The 14545-nt window shown below is 67.5% G+C and carries 13 protein-coding genes; 11 read left to right on the top strand and 2 right to left on the bottom strand.

The genetic code is table 11. From position 1 onward, the window contains the following. The first annotated feature begins 114 nt into the window (after positions 1-114). Entirely contained in the window at positions 115-564 is a 450-nt protein-coding gene (locus AB839_RS11310; protein ID WP_061479442.1) for a hypothetical protein, read from the top strand. A gap of 90 nt (positions 565-654) precedes the next feature. Here AB839_RS11310 and AB839_RS11305 read toward each other — a convergent pair whose 3' ends face one another. Continuing rightward, positions 655-990: a hypothetical protein gene (locus AB839_RS11305; protein WP_061479441.1), complete on the bottom strand. Its 336-nt coding sequence runs from the start codon at positions 988-990 to the stop codon at positions 655-657. 201 nt (positions 991-1191) lie between these two features. Between AB839_RS11305 and AB839_RS11300 the strand changes: the two genes are divergently transcribed. From AB839_RS11300 to AB839_RS11275, 6 genes are all read left to right on the top strand, one after another. Continuing rightward, positions 1192-2808 (top strand): ShlB/FhaC/HecB family hemolysin secretion/activation protein, encoded by a 1617-nt coding sequence (locus AB839_RS11300; RefSeq protein ID WP_061479440.1) that lies wholly within the window; start codon positions 1192-1194, stop codon positions 2806-2808. Positions 2809-2846: 38 nt separating this feature from the next. Continuing rightward, entirely contained in the window at positions 2847-4631 is a 1785-nt protein-coding gene (locus tag AB839_RS11295) for a MotA/TolQ/ExbB proton channel family protein (protein WP_061479439.1), read from the top strand. 10 nt (positions 4632-4641) lie between these two features. Next, on the top strand, positions 4642-5055 hold the full coding sequence (locus AB839_RS11290; protein ID WP_049413909.1) for a biopolymer transporter ExbD: 414 nt from the start codon (positions 4642-4644) through the stop codon (positions 5053-5055). A 39-nt stretch (positions 5056-5094) separates the two neighbouring features. After that, positions 5095-5760, top strand: coding sequence for a cell envelope integrity protein TolA (locus tag AB839_RS11285; protein WP_005416762.1), 666 nt, complete (start codon positions 5095-5097; stop codon positions 5758-5760). Positions 5761-5803: 43 nt separating this feature from the next. Next, complete coding sequence (locus AB839_RS11280) at positions 5804-7549, top strand: putative porin (protein WP_061479438.1); 1746 nt, start codon at positions 5804-5806, stop codon at positions 7547-7549. Positions 7550-7646: 97 nt separating this feature from the next. Further along, the gene (locus AB839_RS11275) at positions 7647-7976 is read left to right on the top strand and encodes a hypothetical protein (protein WP_061479437.1); all 330 of its coding nucleotides are present in this window, start codon (positions 7647-7649) and stop codon (positions 7974-7976) included. 110 nt (positions 7977-8086) lie between these two features. On the opposite strand, the gene AB839_RS11270 is transcribed toward AB839_RS11275, so the two are convergent. Continuing rightward, positions 8087-8485, bottom strand: coding sequence for an OsmC family protein (locus tag AB839_RS11270; RefSeq protein ID WP_005416759.1), 399 nt, complete (start codon positions 8483-8485; stop codon positions 8087-8089). Positions 8486-8806: 321 nt separating this feature from the next. Here AB839_RS11270 and AB839_RS11260 point away from each other — a divergent pair, with 321 nt between their 5' ends. From AB839_RS11260 to AB839_RS11245, 4 genes are all read left to right on the top strand, one after another. Continuing rightward, a complete protein-coding gene (locus AB839_RS11260; RefSeq protein WP_061479435.1) occupies positions 8807-9310 on the top strand; it encodes an RNA polymerase sigma factor in 504 nt (167 codons plus the stop codon). Between the two features lie 82 nt (positions 9311-9392). Next, a complete protein-coding gene (locus AB839_RS11255; RefSeq protein WP_061479434.1) occupies positions 9393-10349 on the top strand; it encodes a FecR domain-containing protein in 957 nt (318 codons plus the stop codon). 181 nt (positions 10350-10530) lie between these two features. Next, positions 10531-13653 carry a TonB-dependent receptor gene (locus AB839_RS11250; RefSeq protein ID WP_061479433.1) on the top strand — a complete coding sequence of 1041 codons (3123 nt, stop codon included), beginning with the start codon at positions 10531-10533 and terminating at the stop codon, positions 13651-13653. A 52-nt stretch (positions 13654-13705) separates the two neighbouring features. Beyond that, positions 13706-14470: a Slam-dependent surface lipoprotein gene (locus AB839_RS11245; RefSeq protein WP_061479432.1), complete on the top strand. Its 765-nt coding sequence runs from the start codon at positions 13706-13708 to the stop codon at positions 14468-14470. Positions 14471-14545 lie beyond the last annotated feature (75 nt).

Here is a 14545-nt window from a genome sequence, read left to right as displayed (position 1 = left end):
GACGTTGCCTCCTGTGCTGGCCGATGCCTACCAGCCTAGGCCTGCATGATGAAACAAAAGCGTCAGCCGCAGCTGCTAGCGTGGGCAGGGACGAACGTGGCGACGGTGCGGAACATGGATGGCAGGCGCTTGGATCGCAATCGCATACTGACCCTGCTGGCGGCAACGTTGCTGCTGGCCGTGGTGGCCTACTGGGGCGTCACTCTGTCTGCGGTAGCGCCCGTGGCGGCCGCCAGCGAAGCGAAGACCGAGGCGGCGGTGCGGCCGATGTTCGATGCGGTGGCAAGCCTGCCGCTGGTGCGCCTGTTGTCTCCCGGCGCAGTGCAGACCGAGGTGGTGGTGCTGGGCGTGATGGCCGGCGACCACGCACCGCTTGCGCTGCTGTCGGTGGATGGGCGTCCTGCCGAGGCCTACGCGCCGGGCCAGCGGTTGGGGCCCTGCACGGTGCTGGCCAGCATCAGTGCCAACACGGTGGAGCTGAACCAGGCAGGGCAGTCGCGCAGCCTGGCGGTTCCCACGCTGCCACCGGTGCCGAGCGATGGCATCGTGCCGGCCGCCCTGTAGAGCCGAGCCTGCGCTCGGCTGCTTCTGCTTGGCCTCGTCGACGGATACAAAGACAGCCGAGCATGGGCTCGGCGCTACAGAGGCGCAGGCTCAGCGCGCAGGTCGCTGCGGCACCACCGAGCGACCGAACGCATCGCCCATACGCTGCCGCGTGCCTTCCAGGTTGTACTGCATCAGCTGGTTGCCGGGCTGCCGCATCAGGCGTTCGGCTTCGGGGAGCGCCGCCGACTTCGCCGGCCTTGTCGCAGGCGCCAGCTTGCGTTGCAGGCAGTCCCAGGCCGGAATCCGCTCGCCGTTGACCTGCACTTCGATGCAGGGAGCGGCTTCTTGCTGCTTCTTCGCCTCGTCGGCGCGACCCGATGGTAGCGCCAGCAGCAGGGCGAGGGTGAGAGCAGCGCGCAGGCGCGGCATCAACAATTCACACATCTCGAATCTCCCGCAGCAATCGATGTTCTGCAATGAAGACGGGTAGCCAAGGCTGGGTCCGCCTGCGTGCGTTGCGGCGCTATCAAAAGATGACAGCGCTGTCACAAAACTGTTGGCGGTTTTGACGCGATGTACACGTCCTGTTGGTAGATCCACGCGCCGCTCCCTGGCCCCTCCCTTCGATACGACGCGATGCCTTCGATGACTCCTGTTCCGTGCCGAGCCGTTCGCCTTCCGTTGCGCCTGCATCCGTTGATGCTGGCGCTGGCAGCGCTGCCGCTGCCGCTGCTTGCGCAGGAGGCAGCACCCGCGCCCAGCGTGAACATCAACGAATTCATCGTGCGCGGCAACACGGTGCTCGATCCGCGGGAGATTGAACGCGCGGTGGAACCGTTCCTCGGCCCGGGCAAGACCCTGGCCGATGTGGAGAAGGCGCGCGATGCCGTCCATGCGCTCTACCAGCAGGCCGGCTACCAGTCGGTCTACGTCGAGTTGCCCGAGCAGCAGGTCAGCGGTGGCGTGGTGCTGCTGAAGGTGCAGCAGACGCCGATCGGCCAGCTGCGCGTGGTCGGTACCCGCCACGAATCGCCCGAACGCATTCGTGAACGCGTGCCGGCATTGGCGGAAGGCAAGGTTCCCGACTTCGACCAGGCCCAGATGGAACTGACCGCACTGAACGAAGGCGGGCGTCGGCAGGTGATGCCACTGGTGCGCGAAGGCCAGGTGCCGGGCACGATGGATGTGGACCTTCAGGTCGAGGAGAAGTCGCCGTGGCGTGCCAGTGCGTCACTCAACAACGACCATAGCGCCGACACCGAGAAGCTGCGCCTGAGTGCTTCGCTGGCCTACGACAATCTCTGGAAACGTGGGCACAGCGCCAACCTTGGCGTGTATCTGGCGCCGGAAGACACGAAGCAGGCCAAGGTGTTCTCGGCCTCGTACACAATGCCGTTCGAAGGCACGCCGTGGAGCCTGGAAGCCTCCGGCTACAGATCCGACAGCCGCGTGTTGAATGCAGGTGGGCAGGTCGGCACCGGCACCGGCACCAATGTGATCGGCAACGGCCATTCGATCGGCCTCAAGCTCAACTACCGCCTGCCGGGCAGCAGCCAGTGGTGGCGCCAGCTCAGCCTCGGCGTGGATTTCAAGGACACCGAGGAGGACACGCAGATGGGCAAGGACAGCCTGAAGACGCCGCTGAAGTACGCGCCGATCACCCTGGCCTTCGTCGGCGTGCGCCAGGGCGAGCACGATCAGCTGAGCATCAACACCCAGCTGGTGGCCGGTACCCGCCGCCTGTTCGGTTACGGCAGCGACGCCACTGCGTTCGGGCAGAAGCGCTACTGGGCCGACCCGAGTTTCGTGGCGTTCAAGGCCGACGTGGCCAACACGCATACCTTCGGCAGCGACTGGCAATGGTATGCGCGCGGCTCGCTGCAGGTAACCGATGCGCCACTGGTGTCGGCCGAGCAGTTCGCCGCAGGTGGCATGTACACCGTGCGCGGCTACCTGTCGGCCGAGGCGATCGGCGATTACGGCGGCCTGGCCAGCCTGGAATGGCGCACGCCTGCGTGGTCACTGTGGCGCGGCACCGACCTGCGCGTCTACAGCTTTGCCGACGCGGCCTACCTGCGCCTGCGCCAGCCGCTGCCCGAACAGCGCGACAAGTACAACTTGGCCTCGGTCGGCCTGGGCGCGCAGCTGCGCCTGGGTGAACACCTGCAACTGCGCCTGGACTACGCCTGGCCCTACGCCGATGGCCCGGTCACGCGCAAGGACGACCCGCGCCTGCATTTCAACATCAGCACCAGTTACTGACCCTTCCCTTGAACATGCGTTCTCCGGAGACCCTTCGCATGGACCGTTTGCTTTCCCGAGTGTTGTTGCTGCTGGCCGCGCTGGTTGCGCTGCCGGCGGCTGCGGCCGATGCCAATTGGTGGCAGGCCGAATGGAAGTACCGCAAGCCGATCACCATCGACGCCGGACCGCAGGGCGCGGGCCTGGCCGGTGATCCGGGCCGCACGCCGCTGCTGCTGCGCCTGCATACCGGCAACTTCGGCTTCGACGGCACCCAGGAGGCGGGCAACGACCTGCGCTTCGTCTCGGGTGATGGCCGTACCGTGCTGGCCCACCAGATCGAACAGTTCGATCCCCAGATGGGCCTGGCCCTGGTCTGGGTGGACGTGCCGGCGGTCAGTGCCGCCGCGCCGCAGACGATCTGGATGTACTACGGCAATGAAAAGGCCCCGGCCAGCGGCAACGGCCAGCAGGTGTTCGATCCGGACTATACGCTGGTCTACCACTTTGCCGAGGCCAACGCCCCGGCGCGTGATACCACCGCCTACGGCAACAACGCCGGTGCCGTGGCACCGCCGGCGGAAGGCTCGGTGATCGGTCGCGGCGTTCAGCTGGGCACCGCGCCGCTGCCGCTGCCGGCCAGCGCCTCGCTGGCACAGGAAGCGGGTGCACCGCTGACCGTCTCGGCCTGGATCAAGCCCGGCAGCAACACCGCTGCGCAGGCCATCTACGCCCGCCGAGATGGCGCGTCCGAACTGGTGCTGGGCATCGAGAACCGCGTGCCGTTCGTGCAGCTCAATGGCCAGCGCAGCACGCCTGCGCAGCCGGTTCCGGAAGGACAGTGGGCACACGTTGCACTGACGGCAGAGAAGGGCGCGTTGCAGCTGTACCTCAACGGGCGCGTCGTTGCCCAGCTGAGCGGTGCGCTGCCGGCGCTGGGCACGGCTCCGGTGGTGGGTGCCGATGCGCCGGGCGCGGTGCAGCCACTGGCCAACTTCGAAGGTGCGCTGGATGAACTGCGCATCTCGCGCGTGGCACGGCCGGCCGCGCTGCTGCTGGCCGATGCCACCGCACAGGGTGCCGATTCGCGGCTGATCAGCTACGGCGCGGACGAGCAGTCCACCGGCCAGAGCCACTTCGCCTTCATCCTCAAGGCGATGCCGTTCGACGCCTGGGTGGTGGTCGCGATCCTCGGCCTGATGATGCTGCTGTCGTGGGCGATCATGATCGCCAAGGGGCGGCACTTCGGCCGTACCAGCAAGGCCAATGCAGTGTTCACCGAGAGCTTCGGCAAGCTGTCCGGTGTGCCGCTGCGCACCCTGTCCGACATGGACCGCCAGGGCAAGGCCCCCACCGCGATGCACGACGGTTCGTTGTGGCGCATCTACCAGGTGGCCATCGATGAAATGCAGCAGCGCCATCAGCGCGACGGCAACAGTGGCTACCTCAGTGGCGCCACCATCGCGGCGATCCGCGCGTCGATGGATGCGGTGATGGTGCGTGAGCAGGAGGCAATGGCACGACGCATGAACTGGTTGTCGACCACCATCGAGGGAGCCCCGTATGTGGGCCTGTTCGGCACCGTGATCGGCATCATGCTGGTGTTCGTGGTGGCGGCGATGGCCGGCGCGGTCGACATCAACTCGGTGGCACCCGGCATGGCCGCAGCGTTGCTGTGTACGGCGGCCGGCCTCGGCGTCGCGATCCCGGCACTGTTCGGCTACAACTACCTGGGCGCGCGTGCCGAAGCGATCGGCGCCGACATGGCGGTGTTCATCGACGAGTTCGCCGCACGCCTGGCCGAAGAGCAGGACGGGCGCGGCCCGGCCGCGGTGCAGGGCTGAGGGGCGCGCCATGGGCCAGAAGGCGAAGTTCGGCATCAAGAAGCGCGAGAAGGGCATCAACGTGACGCCCTTCGTCGACGTGCTGCTGGTGGTGCTGGTGATCTTCATCCTGACCAGCAACGCCTCCATCCCCGGCATCGAGGTCAACCTGCCGAAGGCCAGCAACGCCGTAGCGCTGGAGAAACCAAAGACCAAGGCGATCACCATCGACCCCAGCGGCCAGGTGTTCCTGGATGCCTACCCGGTGACGATGGCCGAGCTGGAAGACCGGCTGCGCACCGAGCGCGCGACCACGCCGGATTTTCCGGTGATCGTGCGGGGTGATGCGCAGGTGCAGTACGCCCGTGTGGTCGAGGTGCTGGACCTGCTGCGGCGCCTGGAGCTGGCCCAGGTGGGCCTGGTCACCGGCAAGGCGCAGGGCTGAGGCATGACCGCCCATCAACCCCCTCGGCCGGAGCCCGGCATGCGTGGTCGCCCGTTGCTGGTGACCGTCGCGCTGGTGCTGGTCGCGTTGCTGGTGCTTGGCGTCGCGCTGTGGTGGCTGTTGTTCAAGGACACCGCAAGCACCCGCCGGCCGGTGGTGCAGCCGCCGATGCTGGCGTTGCCGCCACCGCCTCCGCCACCCCCGCCGCCGCCGGAGAAACCGCCGGAACCGGAAACGCCGCCGGAAGAGGCGATGCCCGAACCGGAGCCGCTGGATCAGCCGACTCCGGCCGAAGAGCCGACGCCGACCCCGGACAACAGCGATCCGGTGACGATGAATGCCGACGCGCAGGCCGGTGGCGACAACTTCGGCATCCAGTCCGGCAGTGGTGGCGGTTCGTCCGGTGTCGGTCGTGGCGGTGCCGGCAACGCCACCTATGGGCGCTACCTCGGCTACCTGATGCAGCAGGCGATCTCGCGCGACGACAAGGTCAAGCGTCTGGCGTTCCAGTTGCAGGTGAATGTGTGGCTGGCCAGCGATGGTCGCCTGGAAAAGGTCGAGCTGGTGCGTGGCAGTGGCAACGAGGAGGCCGACGCGGCCGTGCTCGATGCACTGCGTCGCATCGGCAAGGTCGACCAGGCACCGCCGCCGTCGCTTGATTTCCCCGCCCGCGTCCTGATCCAGGGCCGCCGGCCCGGGGCCTGATTCCCCGACCTCCGTGATTTCCCTTCATTCGATGAGAACCGTGATGAACGACCACGTCCGCGCACGAACCGATTCCCGCCGCCCGCGGCCGGCCCGACGGGCGCTGCTGTGCTGCGCCGTGCTGCTCAGCCTGGCCGCCCCGGCCGGCGCGATGGCCGCCGAAACCACCATGGTCAAGCTGATCAAGGGGCTGATCGCCAGCGGTGCACTGAAACCCGAAGACGGCCAGGCATTGCTGGTGCAGGCGCAGGCCGAAGCAGCGGCGTTGCAGCACACCGCGGCCGCCGGGACACCGGCCGCCAGTGGTGGCGTGGCCCTGGAGGCCGGTGACGTGCGCGTGCCGTACGTACCGCAGAGCATGCGCGACGGCATTCGTGACGAAGTGCGCCAGGAGGTGATGGCGCAGGCCAGGTCCGAGGGCTGGGCGGCGCCGAACGAAGTGGCTGAGTGGACCAAGCGCATCAAGGTTACCGGTGACATGCGCGTGCGCAGCGAGTCGCGCTTCTTCTCCGAACGCAACAGCGACATCGTCAGCAACTGGTCGTCGATCAATTCCGGCAACGGCTTCGACACCAACACCAACACCAACCTGCAGCTGCCGCCGCTGCTGAACACCCGCCAGGACCGCCGCAACCTGTGGCGCATCCGCGCTCGCCTCGGCATCGAGGCGACCATCGGCCAGCACACCACGGCCGGCGTGCGCCTGGCCAGCGGCAGCAGCAATGGCCCGGTGTCGACCACCGAGCAGCTGGGCGGTGGCCTGAGCAAGAAGGACGTGTGGCTGGACCAGGCCTGGCTGGCCTACAGTCCGGCCGATTGGGTGACGGTGCGCGGCGGCCGCTTCGGCAATCCGTTCTGGACCAGCGATACGCTGTTCTCCAACGACCTGAACTTCGACGGCCTGGCCGCCAACCTGCAGTACGATTTCGACGGCGGTGACCTCGGCCTGTTCGCCAACCTGGCAGTGGTACCGCTGGAGTACACCTCCGACAGTGCGCCCAGTCAGAGCCGGGTCAAGACCCCGAACGAGAACAAGTGGCTGTCCGGCGCACAGGTGGGCGTGAACTGGCGCTTCAACGACGACAACGCGCTGCGCGCCGCGTTGGGCTACTACGATTTCAAGAACATCAGTGGCCGCCTGTCCTCGCCGTGCGCGCTGTACGCAGGCGCGGTCGGCTGCGACACCGACTGGTCGCGCCCGGCCTTCATGCAGAAGGGCAACACCCTGATGCTGATCCGCGACATCGCACGCAACCCGCTGGATCCAGCCAACACGCCCACCCCGCAGTACGTCGGCCTGGCCTCGGCATTCCGCCTGGCCACGCTGAACCTGCGCTGGGATACGCAGCTGGCCCAGGGCATCGGCCTGCGCCTGGATGGCGACTACATCCGCAATCTGGCCTACGACAAGCAGAAGATGTTCATCCGCGCCAACAGCGGCATCGTCAACAACTACGGTGCCGGTGGCACCGCCGGCATCGATACGTTCCGCAGCGGCGACACCGCCTGGATGGTGCAGGCCACCTTCGGTGCCACCGACCTGAAGGAGAAGGGGCAGTGGCAGGCGCTGCTGGGCTACAAGCGCATCGAGGCCGATGCGCTGCCGGACGCCTACAACGACCCGAACTTCCACCTCGGAGGCACCAACGCCCGCGGCTACTACGTGGGCGGCGCCTACGCGCTGGACGCGCGCAGCTGGATCAGCGGCAAGTGGATGGCGGCCAAGGAAGTGTCCGGCGCTCCACTGTCGATCGACGTGTTCCAGCTGGAGTTCAATACCGGGTTCTGAGTGACGGCGTGATGTGGATCACGTAGTGCGTGGCGGGGGCGCAGCGATGCGCCCGTCTAGGGAAAGGAGACCACGCGCTGCACATAAGGAGGAGTGGATGAGCCGTCGCAAGCTGTTCGAAAGTTCCGAACCGTCCAGCCGATCGCTGGGCATCGGCCCGGCCTATGTCTCGGTGGAGGGGCTGCGCCAGCACCTGGCGGAGTTCCTGCTGTATGCAGGCCGGCCGGTGGTGATCATGCGCGGGCGCAGCGAAGTGGGTTACTTCCTGCCAGCGCGCTGCTGGCGCCAGCGTGACGATGATCCGCTGGCCGCCGCCGCCGCCGACCAGCTGCTGGACGCGGCCGGGTTCCAGGCCGAGGATATCCAGGAGGTGGAGCAGGAATTCAACGCGATGCGCCAGCGCACCGTACTGCATTCACGGCGCTGAGTGGCCGCCGGGCATGGCCCGGCGCTACCCGATGGCCCCGCGCCGCTCCGGTAGCGCCGGGCCATGCCCGGCGAGCGTCGTCTGTAGATCCACGCCATGCGTGGATGGGGTTACGCAGCACCCCCGCGCTCACTGGTGATGCGTGCACCCTCGCGCATCACCAGGGTCACCGGGGTCTTCTCCACCACCTCCAGCAACCGCTGCCACTGCGCATCACTCAGCTCGGCGCTGGCATGCAGCACGCGGTGCACGTGGAAACGCCCATCCTCGTCACGTTCCGAGCGCAGCTCGGCATGGAACTCGCCCAGATCCCAGCCCTTGCGCTGCGCATACATGCGCAGGGTGATGGCGGTACACGCCGCCAGCGAGGCCAGGTACAGGTCGAACGGCGCAAAGCCCTTGCCCTGCCCACCCAGCGAGGCAGGCTCGTCCGCATCCACATCAAAGCTGCCGTTGCTGATGTGGTGCAGATAGTTGTCGGCGGTCGAAACAATGCGTGCGTAGGCCATCACGTTCTCCATCTGTCTGTGGCGTCGAGCCACGCTCGACTGCGTCAAAAAGGGCGGCCCCAGCCAGGACCGGCGCCGCCACCCCATCACTCGGTACGATCGTACGAGAACTGGATGCCCGCGGTACCACCGGTTGCGATGAAGAGGTTCATGAAATCCGGCACCGTTGCCGAGCGGGCCCAGTCGCGCTGCAGTTCGCAGAGCACCTGCCATGCGTGGATGAACGAGCCCGCGGCTTGCCGCCTGCGGCCGCGCAGCCCACAATCCACGTCCGGACCGCCGCCATCACGCCCATCATTCCCCGGTCCGGCCTTGGCACCTATGTCTCCCAATGCCCTGGCGCTGGTCGAGCTGCTGATCCGCGAGCGCCGTGCGTTGTCCCGCTTCATCGCACGCTATCTCGACCCGGCCAGTACTGAGGACACCCTGCAGAACCTGTACCTGAAGGCCAGCAGCGTGCCCGGCGATCCGCCCATCCTGGAGCCGCGCGGCTATCTGTACCGGATGGCCTACCATCACGCGCTAAACCGCAGCCAGGCCGACGCCCGCGAACGCCGTGCCATGGCCGAGTACGCCGTCGACATGGCCGAGGCAAGCCGTGATGGCGAGGCGCAGGCGCTGGACCAGGCGCAGCTGCGCGAGATCACCCAGACCATCCTCGCCCTGCCGGCCCAGGTGCGCGAGTGCTTCGTGCTCAACCGCTACCTGGGCCTGAGCGAGCGCGAAATCGCCGCGCGCCTGGGAATCTCCAAGAGCCTGGTCGGCAAGCATGTGCTGCGCGCAGCGCTGCTGATCCAACAACAGCAGCAGGGAATGCGTCGATGAGCGGCGATTGCCGTGGGCAGATCGCGCCCGCCGTTGTCACAACAGGAAAGCGCACCCGTTCGTGGTGCGGCAGGCCACAATCATGACCACCTCCGAACCCTCGCCGCGTCAGGCCAGGCAGGCGTTGCGCTGGGTGATACTGCGCAGTGCAGGCCCGCTGCCGGAACGCCAGCAACGAGCCCTGCAGCGCTGGCTGCGGGCCGATCCCCGCCACGCGCGGGCCTGGCGCCAGCAGCAGGCCTTCTGGCAGCGGTTGGACGCTGCCGGGCCCGAGGTGCTGGCCGCGCTGCCCGAGCTGACCGCAGATCGGCAGGGGCTGCGCCCGATCGCACCGCGCCGCCGTCTGCCCTGGCTGCTCGCCAGTGCTGCGGCCGCAGTGCTGATGGTCGCGGCCGCACCGCACGCGTTGCTGCTGGCGCGCAGCGATGTGCGCAGCAGTGATGCGCCGCGCGTGGTGCGGCTGGACGACGGCAGCACGGCGGTACTCGATGCCGGCACCGCACTGGCATTCACGTTCGATGGCCAGCAGCGGCGCGTGCAGCTGCTGCGCGGGCAGGCCTGGTTCCAGGTGGCGCATGAGCAGCGACCGTTCCAGGTCGAGGCCGGCGGTGGCCAGATCCGCGATATCGGTACGGCGTTCAGCGTGTCGATGCAGGGCGCCACCATCACCACCGAAGTCAGCGAGGGCGTGGTCGATGTGCGCCCGGGCGATGGCAGCGTGCAGCGCCTGCGCGCCGGGCAGGTGCGTGCGTTCCGTGACGGGCGCTGGCTGCAGCCGCTGCAACAGGCCGCGCCGGAGGCGATGGCGCCGTGGCGTCGCGGTGAGGTGGTCATCGACGGTCTGCCTGCCGCGCAGGCCATCGCCGATCTCGGCCGCTACCGGCGTGCCCCGGTCTGGGTGGTGGGCGGGCAGGGCGCACGCGTGCGGGTCAGTGGCCTGTTCCATCTGCAGCAGCCGGACACGGCCATCGACGCCGTGGCCGTGCAGGCGGGACTGCGGGTGCAGCGCTTGCCCGGTGGTGCGTTGCTGGTGTGGTGAAGCGCCCGCCGAGCACCATGAACCGGCTGCATGAAAAAACATGAAAAAACCGTGGGCAGTCGTCGTACCCCGCTGTCTATAGAGGTATAGCCAGAGCGAAACCGCGTTTCTTCTCAAGCCAGACACACCACCGGGCACCGGACGTGCCCGTGGTCCCGCCCCGCTTGAGGAGTTCCTGTCCATGCCGTCCACGGCATCCGCCTGTCATCGTCGCGCTACCGTCCTGGCCCTGGCCATCTCCACCGCATTGCTGCCGCTGGCCTGGGTGCCGGTGGTGCAGGCGCAAGCCACACTGGCCGCACCGCTGCGCACTTACGCCATTCCGGAACAACCGTTGGCCGATGCCGTGCGCAGCTTTGGCCGCCAGGCCGATGTGCAGGTGGTCTTCCGCAGTGACCTGGTGGAGGGCCGTCGATCCAGCGCGGTGAGCGGCGAGTACAGCCAGATGCAGGCCCTGCAGCAGCTGCTGCGCGGCAGTGGGGTGCGTGCCCAGCGCGGCATGGATGGCACCTGGAGCCTGCGCGCCGCAGCGGAGGCGGGGGAAGGGGGCGGGGAAGGGGTACGGGTGACCGAAACACTGGACGTGGCCGGTCGCCTGCAGTCGGACGGGGGCGAGGCGCGTGATCGGCGCGGCTACGATGATGTGTTCGCGCTGGATCTGACCACGGCGTACTCGGGGCGCGACCGTGTGGAGCGCTATCGCGGCTCCAACCCGGCCGACGTGGTCAAGGATCTGGTCGGTGTGTTCAGCGGTGATGCGCGCAACAGCGGCGCGCTGGACATCAACATCCGCGGCATCCAGGGGCCGGGGCGGGTGCCGGTCAGCATCGACGGTGGCGAGCAGGCGCTCACGGTCTGGCGCGGCTACAACGGCGTCAGCAACCGCAACTACATCGATCCCAACCTGATCGGTGGCATCCAGGTCATCAAGGGGCCAGGGCTGGTGCGCGATGTGCACAGCGGGATCGGTGGCGCGCTGGTGATCAAGACCATCGATGTTGACGACATTGTTGCTGCCGGCGAGCGCTTCGGCGGGGAGCTGAAGATCGAAGGCAGCAGCAATGCGGTGGCGCCACGCCTGCCGCGGCTGCATACCGGCGAGGACTACCGCACGGTGCCCGGGTTCCCGCAGGGCTCGCCCTCGGCACCGTATGCCGACAGCACGCTGCTGGTGCCGGTGAAGTCGCGCGGTTCTGAAACCCATGTGTTCGCCGGGGAAGACCAGGCCTGGCGGCTGGCGCTGGGCCTGTGTGGCGAACACGTGGACCTGATGGCGGCCTATGCCTGGCGCAAGCGCGGCAACTACTTTTCCGGCACCCGGGGCGCGGCGTACTACGACCAGGATCCGCGCGAGCAGTTCGAGTACAAGGGCCTGGACTACATCACCACGCTGGCGCGCTACTTCAAGCCCGGCGACGAGGTGCCCAATACCTCCAGCGAGCAGGAATCGTGGCTGCTGAAAGCGACCTGGCAGATCAACGACGACCAGCAGCTGCGCGCGAGCTGGCGGCGCACGCTCTCGCACTACGGCGAGATCATGCCCTCGCGTATCCTGTCCGCGCCCGACTACGGTCGCATCCAGTGGCCGCTCAGCCGCGTCGATGCCGATGCCTGGAACCTGGAATACCACTGGCAGCCCGCCGGCAGCCGCTGGCTGGACCTGCGTGCCAACCTGTGGCGCACCGAAACCACCAGCGATACGTACACCGCTGGCGGCTTCCCCAATTTTGCCAGCAACCCCGACTGGAACCCCGGCAGCAGCCCGATCCTGCGCAATACCGCGCTGGCCAATGCCCGCAACGACCGCACCGGCCTGACCCTGAGCAACCGCTTCGCGTTGCATTCCACCCTGGACCTGACCGTGGGCGGCAACTGGCAGTTCGAGAAACTGCGCTCGGCGGACCCGTACTTCGGCGTCAGCGATGGCTGGCGCATGTATCCGCGCGCGGGGCGCCGCCAGGAAGGCGAGGGCTACCTGGTGCTGGACTGGCGGCCGGTGGATTTCCTCTCCCTGAGTGCCGGCGTGCGCTACGCGCGCTATTGGGCCTTCGATGATTTCCTGCAGGACCACCCGGAGCTGATGACCACCTCGGTGTTCCCCAAGGAGGCCCGCTACCGCGTCAACGAACTGCCCGAACGCCCGGCCAGCCTGCAGGGCGAGATCGACGCCATCGAGTCGCAGCGCGCGTTCTGGGACAGCATCGGCATGGGCTTCATCGTTGATGATCTGCTGAAGGGCCTGCTGGGCAGGTATGAAACGCCGGTTGCGGTGGACCACACCATTCCGTGGCTGCCGGATGCGGACGGCAACTACAGCCGTGCCAGCAACCCCTGCCTGAATGGCCAGGTGGCGGCCATTCCCGGGCTGTTGCCGGTGCAGGGGGCGCAGATCCTGTGCAGCATCCAGAGCGGGCCGCCGCAGACGGTGTCCGGGCGCAATGAGCGCAGGCGCGACCATGCCTGGCTGCCGACCTTCTCGGCTACCGCGCATTTCTCGCCCAATGCGCGCGCCTACGTCCGCTACAGCGAGGCGGTGCGTTTCCCCAGCATGTTCGAGAGCACCATCGCGTTCTCCAGCAGCCTGAACCCGCTGTACCCGCTCAAGCCCGAGCACGCCTACAACTACGAAGTGGGCTACGTGCACAACCTGTCGGCGCTGTTCGGCAACACCGCTGATGCCGACGTGAAGTTGGCCTACTACGTGCACAAGACCCGCAACGTCATCGAGCGCGACGGCAATTTCCTGTTCGACAACCTGGACAAGCAGCGCATCCGCGGCGTGGAGCTGCAGGCGCGGTTCGACAACCGCCGCTTCTTCACCGACCTGGGCATCACCCGCACGCTGGAAAACAAGGTCTGTGACGAAAGCATGGCGGTGCAGCTCGATGCACTCGCCGGCAAGGTGCCCAACTGCGTGCAGGACGGCTTCGTCAGTGGCTACCTGCTGACCCAGGCCATTCCCCGCTTGTCGGTGAACGCGTCGCTGGGCACCCGGCTGTTCGATGAGCGCCTGGAGCTGGGTAGCCGCATCGTGCATTACCAGCGCCACCAGAACCCGGGCCTGCAGGCCTACCGTGACCGCCTGTACGCCGGCAGTGGTGGCCTGATCTGGCAGAACGTGCCGTTCACCTGGGGAAACATCACCACCGTCGATGCCTACGCGCGCTGGCGCATCAACGACCATGCCAGCATCGAGCTGGTCGGCACCAACCTCGGCAACCGCTACTACGTCGACCCGGCCACGCGCTCCACGCTGCCGGCGCCAGGGCGCACGCTGAAGCTTGGTGTCACCGCGCGCTTCTGATGACCTGTTCCGTTGTTGTACCCGTAGTTCCCTCAACCCAAGGAGTAGTTCCATGAAGATGATCTCCCGTTCCGTACTGGCCGTGGCCGCCACCTTTGCCCTGGCCGGTGCCGCCCAGGCTGCCGACATCGTCGGTGCGGCCAGCCCGGCCACCGATTCGCAGCTGTACGTCAAGGTCGGTGCTTCCGAAGTCAACGGCGGCCCGCACAGTGCCGGCAGGGCCGGCATCGGTGTCGGCACCGTCTCCAACGCCAAGCCGGTCGATTTCCAGGGCCTGGCCGCATACTCGGCCCCCACCACCGTGGGCAACGTGACCGTACGTACGCTGGCCATGCCGATCACCGGTACCCCCGGCAACCATGCCGGCATGGGCCACTTCAACTTCGTCAAGGTGGGCAGTGGCGATGTGTGGTTCGGTGAATGGTCCAAGGATGGCGCCGCGGGTGGCTTCAACAACCGCCAGGTGTACTTCGCTGGCGACCGTGCGGGCACCACGTTGCCCAGCGGCACCGCCACGTACGCGGTGGCCGGCCTGAACAAATTCAACGGCAGCAACCTGCTCAGCGGCACTTTCGCCGCGAACTTCGGTACCGGCAAGCTGACCGGCGGCCTGACCGGTGGTGGCCAGACGCTGGCGATCAACGCCAACATCAACAGCGCTGATGCGTCCTTCGCCGGCACCGCTGTGGCCAACGGTTCGGTCACCGGCAACAGCCAGGGCCAGTTCTTCGGCGCCAACGCCGCCACCCTGGCCGGTATCGCTACGTTCGCCGGCAACAGCCAGTACGACACCGCCTTCGGCGGCAGCAAGAACTGATTGCCACGCCCCTGACGGGGCAGGGCAGGGACAAGCCGCGATCCGCCAGTCCCTGCTTCGGCCCGCTGCATGCAC

The organism is Stenotrophomonas sp. DDT-1 (assembly GCF_001580555.1).
Taxonomy (GTDB): Bacteria; Pseudomonadota; Gammaproteobacteria; order Xanthomonadales; family Xanthomonadaceae; genus Stenotrophomonas; species Stenotrophomonas sepilia.
Note: the sequence above shows the minus strand (reverse complement) of the source record. Positions and strands in the feature narration are given on the sequence as shown.